General features: G+C 67.1%; 14 protein-coding genes. 5 read left to right on the forward strand and 9 right to left on the reverse strand.

The window, feature by feature from the left end; genetic code table 11:
• Nucleotides 1–4: 4 nt before the first annotated feature.
• Together ACVT6V_RS14045 and sdhC are read right to left on the reverse strand one after the other, a co-directional pair.
• Entirely contained in the window at nucleotides 5–463 is a 459-nt protein-coding gene (locus ACVT6V_RS14045) for a succinate dehydrogenase hydrophobic membrane anchor subunit (RefSeq protein WP_489900400.1), read from the reverse strand.
• Nucleotides 464–473: 10 nt separating this feature from the next.
• Nucleotides 474–881, reverse strand: a complete 408-nt coding sequence (gene sdhC / locus ACVT6V_RS14050; protein WP_489900401.1) for a succinate dehydrogenase, cytochrome b556 subunit — start codon at nucleotides 879–881, stop codon at nucleotides 474–476.
• A gap of 224 nt (nucleotides 882–1105) precedes the next feature.
• Here sdhC and ACVT6V_RS14055 point away from each other — a divergent pair, with 224 nt between their 5' ends.
• Genes ACVT6V_RS14055 through ACVT6V_RS14065 form a run of 3 tightly spaced genes read left to right on the forward strand, consistent with a single transcriptional unit; the run spans nucleotide 1106 to nucleotide 4007 of the window.
• On the forward strand, nucleotides 1106–1507 hold the full coding sequence (locus ACVT6V_RS14055) for a cytidine deaminase (protein ID WP_489900402.1): 402 nt from the start codon (nucleotides 1106–1108) through the stop codon (nucleotides 1505–1507).
• A complete protein-coding gene (locus tag ACVT6V_RS14060; protein WP_489900404.1) occupies nucleotides 1504–2847 on the forward strand; it encodes a thymidine phosphorylase in 1344 nt (447 codons plus the stop codon). Before ACVT6V_RS14055 ends, ACVT6V_RS14060 begins: the two co-directional genes overlap by 4 nt.
• On the forward strand, nucleotides 2844–4007 hold the full coding sequence (locus ACVT6V_RS14065) for an adenosine deaminase (protein ID WP_489900405.1): 1164 nt from the start codon (nucleotides 2844–2846) through the stop codon (nucleotides 4005–4007). The genes ACVT6V_RS14060 and ACVT6V_RS14065 overlap by 4 nt, the downstream gene beginning before the upstream one ends.
• A 333-nt stretch (nucleotides 4008–4340) precedes the next feature.
• Here ACVT6V_RS14065 and ACVT6V_RS14070 read toward each other — a convergent pair whose 3' ends face one another.
• The 4 genes from ACVT6V_RS14070 to ACVT6V_RS14085 form a co-directional block, all read right to left on the reverse strand.
• A complete protein-coding gene (locus ACVT6V_RS14070) occupies nucleotides 4341–5612 on the reverse strand; it encodes an IS110 family RNA-guided transposase (RefSeq protein WP_489896097.1) in 1272 nt (423 codons plus the stop codon).
• A gap of 352 nt (nucleotides 5613–5964) precedes the next feature.
• The gene (locus ACVT6V_RS14075; RefSeq protein ID WP_489900406.1) at nucleotides 5965–7266 is read right to left on the reverse strand and encodes a primosomal protein; all 1302 of its coding nucleotides are present in this window, start codon (nucleotides 7264–7266) and stop codon (nucleotides 5965–5967) included.
• Nucleotides 7267–7377: 111 nt separating this feature from the next.
• Nucleotides 7378–8313, reverse strand: coding sequence for a C40 family peptidase (locus ACVT6V_RS14080; protein ID WP_489900407.1), 936 nt, complete (start codon nucleotides 8311–8313; stop codon nucleotides 7378–7380).
• Complete coding sequence (locus ACVT6V_RS14085) at nucleotides 8313–8639, reverse strand: type VII secretion target (protein ID WP_489900408.1); 327 nt, start codon at nucleotides 8637–8639, stop codon at nucleotides 8313–8315. Before ACVT6V_RS14085 ends, ACVT6V_RS14080 begins: the two co-directional genes overlap by 1 nt.
• Nucleotides 8640–8688: 49 nt before the next feature.
• Here ACVT6V_RS14085 and upp point away from each other — a divergent pair, with 49 nt between their 5' ends.
• A complete protein-coding gene (gene upp, locus ACVT6V_RS14090; RefSeq protein ID WP_489900409.1) occupies nucleotides 8689–9312 on the forward strand; it encodes a uracil phosphoribosyltransferase in 624 nt (207 codons plus the stop codon).
• A gap of 39 nt (nucleotides 9313–9351) precedes the next feature.
• Here upp and ACVT6V_RS14095 read toward each other — a convergent pair whose 3' ends face one another.
• The 3 genes from ACVT6V_RS14095 to ACVT6V_RS14105 are packed head-to-tail and all read right to left on the reverse strand — an operon-like array spanning nucleotide 9352 to nucleotide 12595.
• A complete protein-coding gene (locus ACVT6V_RS14095; RefSeq protein WP_489900410.1) occupies nucleotides 9352–10143 on the reverse strand; it encodes an ABC transporter ATP-binding protein in 792 nt (263 codons plus the stop codon).
• Between the two features lie 14 nt (nucleotides 10144–10157).
• Entirely contained in the window at nucleotides 10158–11771 is a 1614-nt protein-coding gene (locus ACVT6V_RS14100) for a phospho-sugar mutase (RefSeq protein WP_489900411.1), read from the reverse strand.
• 20 nt (nucleotides 11772–11791) lie between these two features.
• The gene (locus ACVT6V_RS14105) at nucleotides 11792–12595 is read right to left on the reverse strand and encodes a purine-nucleoside phosphorylase (protein WP_489900412.1); all 804 of its coding nucleotides are present in this window, start codon (nucleotides 12593–12595) and stop codon (nucleotides 11792–11794) included.
• A gap of 36 nt (nucleotides 12596–12631) precedes the next feature.
• Between ACVT6V_RS14105 and ACVT6V_RS14110 the strand changes: the two genes are divergently transcribed.
• The gene (locus ACVT6V_RS14110; protein ID WP_489900413.1) at nucleotides 12632–13330 is read left to right on the forward strand and encodes an enoyl-CoA hydratase/isomerase family protein; all 699 of its coding nucleotides are present in this window, start codon (nucleotides 12632–12634) and stop codon (nucleotides 13328–13330) included.
• Nucleotides 13331–13332: the final 2 nt, after the last annotated feature.

Below are 13332 nucleotides of genomic sequence, written 5' to 3' on the forward strand. Positions count from 1 at the left end.
CTCCTCAGCCGACGCTGTTCACGTCGAAGGTCAGCAGTGCGTAGGTGCCGAGCACCAGCACCAGGATCATCGAGATGCCCAGCAGGACGTTCAGCCAGAAACGGGTCGAGTCCTTGCGCGAGTAGTCCGCGATGACGGTTCGGACTCCGTTGCCGCCGTGCAGCTGAGCCAGCCACAGCATGGTCAGATCCCAGATCTGCCAGAAGGGTTCGCGCCAGCGGGCTGCGACGAACGATGCGTCGATGCGGTGCACGCCGTTATCCCAGGCGAGCATGATGAACATGTGACCGATGGTCAGGATGATCAGGGCGAGTCCGGAGAATCGCATGAACAGCCATGCGTACTTCTCGAAGTTGCCGCCCTTGCGCATCCGGGGAGCGCGCGGGTTGTCCAGGCTCGCCGGACGGTCGTACTGGGTGCCCAGGGTCTTGGCGACACCCGGAGTTGCTTGCGATGCAGTCATCAGGTGCCTCCTAGAACGAGTTGTTGATCAGGATCTGCAGCAGACGGATCGCGCCTGCGCCGAAAACGATCACGAACAGCGTCACGATCACCCACAGCATCTGCCGCTGGTACTTCGCGCCCTTGGACCAGAAGTCGACCAGGATGATCCGCACACCGTTGAACGCGTGATAGAGCACGCACGCGACCAGTGCGATCTCCATCAGGCCGATGATCGGTGTCTTGTAGGTCTCGATGACCTCGGAGTACTTGTTCGGATCGATGCGGATGACCGCCGTGTCCAGGACATGGACGAAAAGGAAGAAGAAGATGGTGACACCGGTGATGCGATGCAACACCCATGACCACATTCCTGGGTCGCCTCGATAAAGGGAGCGCTTGCGCACCGGCTCTGGTGCTACCTCGGTCGGGGTGCTCATCGGGAAATTGGCCTCCAACAGCGTCGATGGATGTGCCGAGTCGGCATTATCAGGCTCGGCCGTGGACCCATGCAAGAGACTTTAAACCTATGCTGAGCCCGGGCATAAATTACCCGAACAGATTTGGGCGACAACCCATCTGGACTTAGGTTTGCCTTACCAATTCTTGGAGGGCTGTCGGGGTCGCATTTTGTTCGCCCGTACCGAAGAGTGAGGAGCTCGTCTTGGCTGACGAAATTGACTGGGATCTGTTGCGGGACAACGCAAAGTCGATCGTCGGCCGAGCCTATGCTCCCTACTCCGGGTTCGGTGTGGGGGCGGCCGGACTCGTCGACGATGGGCGTGTGGTCCTCGGTTGCAATGTGGAAAATGTCTCATACGGGCTCGGCATCTGCGCCGAGGTCGCACTGGTCGCCCACCTGATCGGTACCGGTGGTCGGCGACTGGTCGCGGTCTCGGTGTGTGACGCCCGGGGAGAAGTCCTGATGCCGTGTGGCAGGTGTCGGCAGGTGCTGCTCGAACACGGGGGAGCCGGACTCGCGGTGGACCATCCACAGGGTCCGACGACGCTGGGCGTGCTCCTGCCCGACGCATTCGGCCCCGATGACCTGGAGGCCGCCCGATGAGCGCATCCGACCTCGACGACGACGCGGTGATCGACACGATTTCGGTGATCGCCACCAAACGCGACGGTGGGGAACTGTCCGATGCGCAGATCGCGTGGGTCATCGATCGGTACACGCATGTCGATTCCCGGGCCGAGAGAGTGGCCGACGAGCAGATGTCGGCGCTGCTGATGGCGATCTTCCTCCGCGGGATGAATCGTCGTGAGACGGCGCGTTGGACGCAGGCGATGATCGACAGCGGCGGTCGGATGGATTTCTCCGGCCTTCGCCGTGACGGACGACCGATGACCACCGTCGACAAGCATTCGACCGGGGGCGTCGGCGACAAGATCACCCTGCCGCTGGCTCCGCTGGTCGCTTCTCATGGGCTGGCGGTACCGCAACTGTCCGGGCGTGGCCTCGGACACACCGGCGGCACCCTGGACAAGCTCGAATCGATCCCGGGCTGGCGAGCCGACGTGTCGGGCGCCGACATGGTGGCCCAGCTCGAACGCGTCGGAGCGGTAGTGTGTGCCGCAGGCGGCGATCTGGCCCCGGCCGACCGCAAGCTGTATGCGCTGCGCGATGTCACCGGCACGGTGGAGTCGATCCCGCTGGTCGCGAGTTCGATCATGAGCAAGAAGATCGCCGAGGGAACCGGCGCACTGGTCCTGGACGTCAAGTTCGGGTCGGGTGCCTTCCTCAAGTCCGAGGCGGAGGGTCGCGAGCTCGCCGAGACCATGGTCTGGCTGGGGGAGGCGGCCGGAGTGCGCACACGGGCCCTGCTCACCGACATGAGCACCCCGCTCGGGCTCACCGCAGGCAATGCGCTGGAAGTGGCCGAGTCGGTGGAGGTGCTGGCCGGTGGGGGCCCCGACGATGTCGTCGAACTGACCCTCGCGCTGGCCCGAGAGATGCTCGATGCAGGCGGCCTCCACGATGCCGACCCCGCGGTGAACCTGGCCAACGGGAAGGCCATGGATGCCTGGCGCGCGATGATCTCGGCGCAGGGCGGCGATCCCGACGCGCCGCTCCCTCGGGCACGCCACACCGAGACGATCGCGGCCGCCCAGACCGGTGTCGTCGAGCGCCTCGATGCGATGGCGGTCGGCCTGGCGGCGTGGCGGCTGGGCGCCGGACGCGCTGTGCCGGGCGAGTCGGTGCAGGCCGAGGCCGGGGTCGCGTTGCACGCCAAGCCGGGCGACCATGTGAACGCCGGTGCGCCGCTGTTCACGCTGCACACCGGCACTCCCGAACGCTTCAGCGGGGCCCGCGCCGCGCTGGCCGGGGCGGTCGCGATCGGTGATGCGCCGGTGAAGCGGACGCCTCTGGTCCTCGACCGCGTTACCGTCGGTGCATGACGACCGTCGAAGCCCATTCCCCGGCCGGTGGCCACGCTGAACCCGGCCCCGGACGGCCGCTGGACCTCCCGAACATCTCGCTAGCTCCGAAGGTGCTGCTCCACGATCATCTCGATGGTGGATTGCGGCCGAGCACGGTGCTCGAACTCGCCAACGAGGTGGGATACACCGAGTTGCCCGCCAACAACGCAGAGGATCTAGCGCACTGGTTTCGCGATGCGGCCGACAGTGGCACCCTCGAGCGCTACCTGGAGACGTTCGCGCACACCGTCGCGGTGATGCAGACGCCATCGGCGCTCGCTCGGGTGGCACGCGAATGTGTCGAGGACCTGGCTGCAGACGGGGTGGTGTACGCCGAGATCCGGTACGCACCCGAGCAGCACCTGGAGCTGGGGATGACGCTCGACGAGGTGGTCGAGGCCGTATTGGCGGGTTTTGCCGAAGGGCAGACGCAGGCCGCGGCCCAGGGCCGGCCGATCATGGTGCGCTGTCTGGTGACGGCGATGCGCCACGCCGCACGCTCACGCGAGATCGCCGAGCTGGCGGTGCGTTTCCGCGACAACGGCGTGGTGGGCTTCGACATCGCCGGCGCGGAGGCCGGCCATCCGCCGACGCGGCATCTCGATGCTTTCGAGTTCATGCGGGCCAACAATGCGCATTTCACCATTCACGCGGGCGAGGCGTTCGGGTTGCCGTCGATCCACGAGGCGCTGGCCTTCTGCGGCACCGACCGATTGGGCCACGGTGTTCGGGTGATCGACGACATCGTGCTGCCCGAGGGGGCGGATCTGACCGCGGAGCTCTTCGAGGGTGCCGAGCTCGGCCAGATAGCGAGTCTTGTGCGGGACAACCGCATTCCGCTCGAACTGTGCCCCAGTTCCAACGTGCAGACCGGTGCGGTGGCCTCGATGGCCGACCATCCGTTCAATGTTCTCGCGCGACTTAGGTTTCGGGTGACGGTCAACACCGACAACCGGCTCATGAGCGACACCACCATGAGTAAGGAGTTCTATCGACTCTCCCAGCAGTTCGGTTATGGCTGGGCGGATTTCGAACGCTTCACGGTCAACGCGATGAAGTCGGCGTTCATCCACTTCGACGAGCGGCTGGCACTGATCGACGACGTGATCAAACCCGGGTATGCGGTGTTGCTGGGGTGAGTGTCGCAACCTGCGCCCGTGCGGACGTCACCTGCTTCGTGGGGGCGAGCGTGTGGACTTCACCACCGGCTCTTGGGGAGCGAGTGTCACCACCTGCTCTTGGGGAGCGAGTGTCACCACCTGCTCTTGGGGAGCGAGTGTCACCACCTGCTCTTGGGGAGCGAGCCTCACCGCCCGCTCCCTGAGGAGCGAGCTTGCGAGCCTCATCGCCCGCTCCCTGAGGAGCGAGCTAGTCCGAAAATAGAGGTGACGGGGCATGCTGGGGTGCCCCGCTCACGTTCGGGTGGTGAGTGGTTGGGTTCGTTGCGCTGTTGTTGTGTGGTGAGGTTCGGGCTACGCGGCCGGTTCGAGCGAGACCTGCCAGCCCAGTGACTGCAGGGCTTGGATGTGGTGGCGCGTGGCGCGGGTGGTGTTGCGGTGCTTGTCGTAGTGGTCGGGGCCGAGGTCCTCGAAGTGGGCGTCGGGATCGGACAGCAGCTGCCAAATGATGACGAGGATGGATCTGCCGACGGCGACGTTGGCCTTGTTCGTACCTCGGCGTCGCGCGATACGTCTGTAGCGGGCGCCGAGGAAGCTCCGCGACTTGGTGATCGAGGCGACGACCTCGCTCAGGGTGCGGGCCAGGTACTTGTTGCCCTTGCCGGTGGCACCGTTACCGGTGTTCTTGCCGGCACTGGATTTCACCCCGGGGGCGAATCGGGCCCACGACGTCAGGTGAGCGGGTGTGGGGAAGCGGGACATGTCCACACCGATCTCGGCGATCAACGCCGCGGCCGAAACATCAGAGATTCCGGGAATCTCACACAGGCGCTCGGCCTCGCGGACAAAAGGGGCCATGTGCTCAGTGATCTGATCATCGAGCATCGCGATCTCCTCGTCGGTGGAATCGATCCGTGCAAGCATGCGGGTGAGCAGGAAGCGGTGATCGTCGGTGAAACTGCCCAACGTGACACCCGCGAAGGCTTCGGTCAACTGCGGGATCTTGCGCCGCATCCGGGTGCGGGCCAGATCGGCCAATCGTTCGGGATCGGCCTGACCAGCGATCAATGCGTCCATCATCTCGCGCCCGGATACCCCGAAGATGTCCGAGGCCACCACCGACAGTTTGATACACGCATCCTCGAGGAGCTTTTCCACGCGACTCTTCTCCGCGGTGCGTTCGGAGACCAAGCTGATGCGGTAGCGAGTCAGTCGCCGCAACTGCCGCAGCTCTAGTGGCGGAACAAAACTTGGACGCAACATCTGACGTTCGGCAAGTTTGCACAGCCACACCGCATCCAGAGTGTCGGTCTTGGGCCGTCCCGGGACGTGCTTGACGTCATGAGCATTGACCAACCACGGATCAAGCTCATAGGCCTCGAACAGGTAGAACGGCGCTCGCCAATAATCGCTGGTCGCTTCCATCACCACCCGCGTCACGCCCAACTCACGCAAGTGATGGCCCAACGCCATCAACGACGGCACCATCGCTTTATGTTTGGTGACCTGTTGGTCGCGGCGTTTACGGCCAGTACCCGGCAGACGCACACAGCACACCACCTCGGCCTTGCCCACATCGAGCGCGGCGACCCGCTCGATGATCTGTTCCTCATCAACTACTTGCATCACCCCATCACCACCTTCGGTCGACTCGCACCCACTTCAGGGCGGCTGACCGGGGTCTGTTAGGGCACGAACTAATCTAGTCCTCGTACTCTCTGCCACCCGACTCGCGCCGAACAGCGTCGTTACAGTGAAGAGCCCACGACACAGACCCGCACCCGGCTTGCGAACGGCCTCAACAGTGCCAAAGATCGACGGCGTTGCCAGCCAGCCGCCCACTAATTTTCACGCCGGAACGAGCGTCCTGCCAAGGGCACATTGGCTTGCGAGCGTCACCATCCGCTCCCTGAGGAGCGAGCTTGCGAGCGTCACGAAGGGCCACCCCTCGTGACGCTTCGCCCGGGACGCAACCCGCTCAGGACTTCTTGACCAGCCGGTTCTCGAAGTCGTGGATGAGCGCGCGCCAGGCTTCCGACTCGTTGTCGAAAGGGGGGCTCGGAGCCATCCGCTTGGGATCCGGGTTGATCGCGTAGTCGACGAACCAGCCGAGCGGGGTCGTCGACCCGAGTGCCTCGCTGACGGAGTCGTCGTCAGCGTAGTCGGCGGCATCGGTGAGGAGTTCGACCGCCAGGTCGAGCTGGTCACGATCCATCCGCCGCGGACCGTCCGCGATGTCATCGGCGAGGCCGGGGAGAACGTAGACGTTGTCGTCGATGACGTCGAACTCGAGTGAGCCGTCGGTGGCGGCGGTACGGACATCGTCGAATGTCGACACGTCGACCAGATCGTGGTCGGTGGCGTCGGCCAGGAATCTGCTCAATGACCGCGCCGAGGTGAACACGAAGATCTTGCCGTCGGCGCCCAGGAAGACCGGGTCGTCGCCGAGATAGCAGCGCAGAGAGAGGTATTCGCCGGTGCCGGTGACGATCCGGATCGGGTCGATGCCGACTCCGGCCCAGAAATCGTCGTCGTCGATCTCATCGGAGTCCTCGTCGAGTTCGTCACCCGCAGAGTCCTCATCCGAGGCATCGTCGTCCTCGTCCTGCTCTTCGGCGTCGGCGTTGCCCTCGACGAGGTCGAGATCGTCGTCGATGGGCTCGTCCTCGTCCTCGGCCGACGCGGCTGCCTCGAGCTCGGCCTTGGCTGCGGCGACCGCGGCGGCATCCACGGCCGGGGTGCTGATGACGTCGTCGATCGCATCGATCACATCGTCCCAGTGTTTGGCGATGAGGCGGCCGATCCGGACCCAGAGGTCCACACCCTCGCGGCCGACGAAGTTGCGGGTGCCGGTGGTGACGGCGCCCAGGATGGGGTTGCCGTTGAAGAACTTGGTGATGACGATGAGCTCGCAGACCTCGCCCAGGATGCGCACGATCTCGAGTGCATCCTCGAGCTCGGCGATGACCTCGGGTGTGGGATCCTCGGCGGCCAGCTCGGGCACACCGATCAGGTCGTAGGTGTGCTTGTCGTCGGGAACCAGTTCATCGGCCTGCAGCCCGGCGACCGTCGCCCACGCCGGATGATCGACAAGGTCGTTGTCGTCGTCGTTGCGGATGAACGCGGCGAGCTCGGCGACCCCGGGGAAGACGTAGAGATCTTCGTCGAGGCCGAGGAAGGCCTCCCATTCGTCGTCACCTTCACGCCACCGGGGTGCCCAGAGGGTGAAGCTGTTTCCGTCGGTGAGTCCGAGCTCGATGGGGACGATGTCTCCGGCCATGAGGACACAGCGTACTGATCCGACCTGTGAACTCCGGTAGCGGCCCCGCGACCTCTTGGTGAACGACGGGAGTTCGAGGTCCGCGCCGCTCGCGGAGATCATCGGCCGAGATCAGCGTGGCCGGAAGAAGCCCTGGAAACCCTGCCCGGCGTTGGTGGTGCGCAGCGGCGAGACCTGCACCGGGTCGCCGGCCTCGATCAGTTGCCCGTTGCCCGCGTACATCGCGACGTGTCCGTCCCAGACGGCCAGGTCACCGGGCGCGAGGTCGGCCTGTTCGACCGGGATGCCCGCGGCATCCTGGTCCTGGGCCAGGCGGGGCAACTCCACGCCGGCCTGGCGGTAGGCCCACTGCGTGAGACCACTGCAGTCGAAGCCCTCCGGGGTGGTCCCACCCCATACGTACGGGACGCCGCGCTGACTCAGTGCGGCACGGACAGCCGTCGCGGCCCGTTCGTCCGGGGCGTAGGCGAGCGAACCGTCCGGCAGGCGGACCGCGACTCCACCCGGGAAGTTGATGGCGGCCTGGTCGTCGACAGTCGCCGGTGCCCGATGGCGGGCCAGGGCGATCATCCTGTCGGTATCCGCCTGGAGGTCGGACCGGGTGCGCGCGACGATCTGTAGTCCCCGCTGCACGTGCTCGAGCGCCACCGGCAGGATCATCGCCACTCCCTGAGGGGTGAACAGCGTCGGCCCGAGTGCGGCGGCAGCACGCTCGAACGAGTTGATCAGGGTGGTGAGCTGGTCTGCCGCGACCTTGACCTTCGCCCCTGCCCCTTCGATCAGCGCCGCGATCGCGACACTGTCGTCGGTGATGGTCGCGATCGCGCGGTGAGTGCGCGCTGCGTTACCGATCGCGCCGTCGGCGCCGGACCCGCGCCAGGACTGCGCCACCTGGTTGGTCCCGGTCGCGGACCGTTGCCGGATTCGTTCGAGTTCGGGTGCGGCGCTGCGCAACCGATCGGCCGGGTTCTCGGGTGGCAGAACCCCGGTGCCGAGTGCCGTGAGCATGATGCGCAGTGGTCCGATCAGGACCTCGACCGTCAGCATCAGAGTCGCAACCTCAGGTCGGTTGCCGCCGACGTCAGTTCTGCCGCGCCCGCATCGTCGGCCTGACCGTATCGGTTCGCCGCGGCCCGGGTTCGTTGGTCCTGTCCGGCGTGTCGGGCGGCGAGGGCATCCAGACCGTCCGCCCGTTCATCGAGGACATATGCGGTGGCGGCGAGGAAGTCGGCACCGATGACCCCGAAGGTCGTGAGGAGTTCGCCGATCGTGCCGCGATGGCGCGTGGCGTGCGCACCGACGTCGTCGGCAGCTGCTTGCTGGCCGCGCGCGTACGCGATGAGTGCGGGAGAGTGGGCGGTTACCTCGGTCATGTATCTCTGACGTCACGCTCCGCAGTCCGGTTCCACTTAATCTATTGGCATGCAGGTACAGATCGTCGATCACCCGTTGGCTGCCGCTCGCCTGACCACGATGCGCGACAAGACCACCGACAACGCCGCCTTTCGCGCCGCACTCTCGGATCTGACACAGATGCTGGTCTACGAGGCACTGGCGAAGGCACCGACCGAAACGGTCGCGATCGAGACACCACTGACCGGATTCGACGGTTCGCGGCTGGCGACGCCGCCGCTGCTGGTTCCGGTGTTGCGGGCCGGCCTCGGCATGGTGGAACAGGCGCATGCGATGGTGCCGGAGGCACATGTGGGATTCGTCGGCGTCGCCCGCGACGAGACGACGGCGAAGCCGGTGCCCTACCTGGAGTCGCTGCCCGACGATCTGTCACACCTGCCGGTCTTCGTGCTGGACCCGATGCTCGCGACCGGCGGCTCGATGCTGCACACCATCGAGTTGCTCGTCGCCCGTCACGCCACCGACATCACCGCGGTGTGCGTCGTCGCCGCGCCCGAGGGGGTCGAGGCGTTGCGGTCCTCGGGCCACCCGGTCCGGCTGGTCGTCGCGGCGGTCGACGAGGGCCTCAACGATGTCTCCTACATCGTCCCGGGCCTCGGCGACGCCGGTGACCGTCAGTTCGGACCGCGCTGACCGATTCGGGCTGTCGAACGCAACGGGTGTCCTCGACCCTCAGGCGGCGACCGCCGCCCAGCGGCCTGCGGCACGGCGGACCACCACATCATGTTCGAAGCAGGTGCTGATGCTGGTCGAGGTGAGTGTGTCGTCGACCAGTCCGGACGCGATCGTCTCACCGTCGCGCAGCAACATCGCGTGGCTGGTGCTGGCCGGGAGATCCTCGAGGTGATGGGTGACCAAGACGCTGGCCAGGTCGGGGACATCGGACCGTAGCTGGTCGATACCGGTCAGCAGTTTCTCGCGAGCGGCGAGATCGAGCCCGGTCGCCGGCTCGTCGAGCAGCAACAGTGCGGGTCGTGGCATCAACGCCCGCGCGATCAGGGTCCGACCCCGTTCGCCCTGACTCATCACCGGCCACACCGAATCCCGACGGGCGGTCATCCCGAGCAGATCGAGCAGTTCGTCCGCATGTCGATGCTCGTCGGCCGTGTAAACGTGGCGACGGTCGAGTTCGGGGGTGTTCGTCAGGCCCGTCAACACGACCTCATGGGCGGTGAGCGGGAGGTCGATGCGCCAGCGGGGATCGACATGTCCGATGTGCGTGCGCAACTCACGCATGTCGACCCGTCCGAGGCGTTTACCGAGCACGTCGACGGTCCCGTTGGTGGGGTGGCCGCGAGCACCGAGGATCGTCATCAGCGTGGACTTCCCGGCGCCGTTCGGGCCGAGCAGGGCCCAGTGCTGGCCCGGCTCGACCCGCAGGCTGACGTCGCGGAGCAGCGGACGTCCACCGCGGATGACGTCGATGTTCGATGCCGCCAGGATCGCGTGGGAAACCGTGTGCACGCGGACCACCGTAGTCAGTGCGGCAGTTCGTCGATCACCCGCTGCGCCAGCTCGTGCAGATCGCCGGTGGTCGCGGCGATGTCGAGCCGCCCCGGCGGCGCCACTACCTCCACGTAGTACTTGAGCTTCGGCTCGGTGCCCGACGGACGTGCCATCACCCGCAGGTCGATCATGCCGTCCGCCGAGCGGCCGGACAGTTGCACCCCGTCGGTGCGCAGACTGTCGGTGCGGACGGCGAAATCCTCTGTGTCCACCGAGATGCCGGCGATCGACCGGGGTGGAGAGGATCGCAACTCATCCATGATCCGGCTGATCCGGCCGAGGTCGGTGACGCGCACCGAGTGCGCGGTGGTGACGTGGACCCCGTGTTCGAGTGCGAGATCGTCGAGCGCTGCCGACAGATCGGTGCCGCCCGCCCGGCACCGGTGGGTCAGCGCCGCCGCCACGACGGCGGCGCTGATCCCGTCCTTGTCCCGAACGGCGGACGGGTCGACGCAGTGGCCGATGGCCTCTTCGTACGCGTACACCAGCGGCTCACCCGCGCGGACCAGCCATTTGAAGCCGGTCAGGGTCCGCACGTGGACCGCACCGGCCGCGGCGGCCACGCAGCCCAGCAGCGATCCGGAGACGATTGTGCTCGCGACGACGGGGTTCTCGATGTGGGTCGACGCCAGCAGGAACTTCCCGAGCAGCGCTCCGGTCTCGTCTCCGGTGAGCATGCGCCACACGCCGTGCACCCGGGTACCGATGGCGCATCGGTCGGCGTCGGGGTCCAGGGCGATCGCGACGTCGGCGGCGACACGGTCGGCCAGCGCGAGCAACCGGTCGGCCGCGCCGGGCTCCTCGGGGTTGGGAAAGGGCACCGTGGGAAAGTCGGGGTCGGGGACGAACTGTTCCTCGACGACGTGGATGTCGTCGAAGCCGGCGCCGCGCAGGGCGGCGACGGCCGGTGCGCCACCCACCCCGTGCATCGGGGTCAACGCGATCCGGACCGACGACGACGGCACCCGCCCGAACCGCTCGGACAACCGGTCGAGGTACCGGCCGGTGTTGTCGGAAGCGCGCCCCCCGGGCACCACGCCTGTTCGCGGAATGGTGTTCGCGGGGGGAGCCGCCGCGATCAGGCGCTCGATCTCGCGGTCGGCGGGCGGCACGAGCTGCGCACCGCCGGTGAGATACACCTTGTAGCCGTTGTCGGCCGGCGGGTTGTGCGAGGCCGTGACCGCCACCGCGGCGACGGCGCCGAGGTCACGGCACGCGAAGGCGATCATCGGGGTCGGCGTCGCGCCGGGCAGCCTGACGACGTCGAACCCCTGTGCCGCGAGGACTTCGGCCGTAGCCGCCGCGAACTGAGCGGAGCCGTGCCGGGCGTCACGGCCGACGACGACTGTGCCACCGCGGAATCCATGGTCGGCGAGCCAACGTCCGAGGCCGGCGGTGGCGCGGGTGACGACCGCGACGTTCATGCCGTTCGGACCGCCGCGCACCCGGCCGCGCAGGCCCGCGGTCCCGAAATGCAGGGTGTCGGCGAATCGTTCGGCGAGTCGGGTGGGGTCGAGCCCGGAGAGTTCGGACCGGGTATGCGGATCGGGGTCGGCCGCGATCCACGCCGTGGGATCTGTGGTCATGTCGTCGGGGCTCGGAGAGGTCAGAGCTCGGCGATGATGGACGCGAGCAACTCACCCATCCGGGTCGCCGAGGCGCGCCCGACGTCGAGTACCTCGGTGTGGCTGAGCGGTTCGCCGGTGATCCCGGCGGCGAGGTTCGTGACCAGCGAGATGCCCAGGACGTCGAGTCCGGCCGCGCGAGCCGCGATCGTCTCGTGGACCGTCGACATGCCGACGAGGTCGGCCCCGAGGGTGCGCAGCATGCGGATCTCGGCGGGTGTCTCGTAGTGCGGTCCGGGCAGACCTGCGTACACGCCCTCGGCCAATGACGGGTCGGTGCGTCGCGCGATGTCGCGCAATCGGGGGGAGTAGGCGTCGACGAGGTCCACGAACTGCGCCCCGACCAGCGGCGAGCGCGCGGTGAGATTGAGATGATCGGAGATCAGTATCGGCTGCCCGACCGCCATGTCGTCGCGCAGCCCGCCGGCCGCGTTGGTCAGGACGATCGTGTGGGCCCCGGCCGCGGCGGCGGTGCGGACCGGATGGACCACCCGGGCCAGATGGTGTCCTTCGTAGGCGTGGATCCGCCCGAGCAGGATCAGCACCCGCCGATCGCCGATGTGGACCGAATGCGCGACGCCGCCGTGGCCCGCCGCCTGCGGAGGGAGAAAGCCGGGAATGGCGGCCATCGGCACACTGGCGATCGGGGTGCCGAACGCGGCGGCGGCCGGCGCCCAGCCGGACCCGAGGACCACCGCGACGTCGTGGGCGGCGCAATCGGTCTCGGCGGAGATGGTCGCAGCGGCGGCGATGGCGGCGGCGTCGGCGTCGGCGGTGGGGTCCATGGGCCCAACCCTAATGCCCGGCGATAAGGTCGCTACATGCCATTTCTCCGTTCTGTAGGCGATGTCACCGAGCTCTACCTGGGCACCGAGGGTGCCGAGCTCGATGAGGCCAATCCGGACAACCGGTTCCGGCTCGAATGGATCGCCGAGGTCGACGAGATCCTCGACCGTGTCGCAGCGGAACCGACCACGCCACTGGTCATCACCGCGACCGGCAAGTTCTTCACCAATGGCCTCGACACCGACTACATCGCGGGCAATGCCAGTGGGCTGCCGCGGTATCTCGATCGGGTGCACGCGCTGTATGTGAAGCTGCTCACCCTGCCGGTGCCGACGGTGGCGGCGATCAACGGACACGCCTTCGGTGCGGGCGCGATGCTCGCCCTGTGCGCAGACCATCGGGTGATGCGCACCGAGCGTGGATTCTGGTCGTTGCCGGAGGCAGCGCTCGGGATGCCGTTCACCCGGGGGATGAGCACGTTGCTCCGCACCCGGCTCACCGACGTCACGGCGACCGAGGCGATGCTGACCTCGAAGCGGTACGGCGCCGACGATGCGGTGGCGGCCGGGATCGTCGACGAGGCCGTCGACGCCGCGTCTCTGCTCGACCGGGCCCGTGCAGTGGCGGCCGAGCGTGCTCCGCTGGCGGGCCCCAACCTCGGCCAGATCAAACGTGGGCTGCGGCAGCCGCTGATGGTCGACCTGGCCACCCCGACGCCGCCGACGGTCCTGTGAGG

The sequence above is a fragment of the Gordonia sp. LMA167 genome (genome assembly GCF_058130025.1).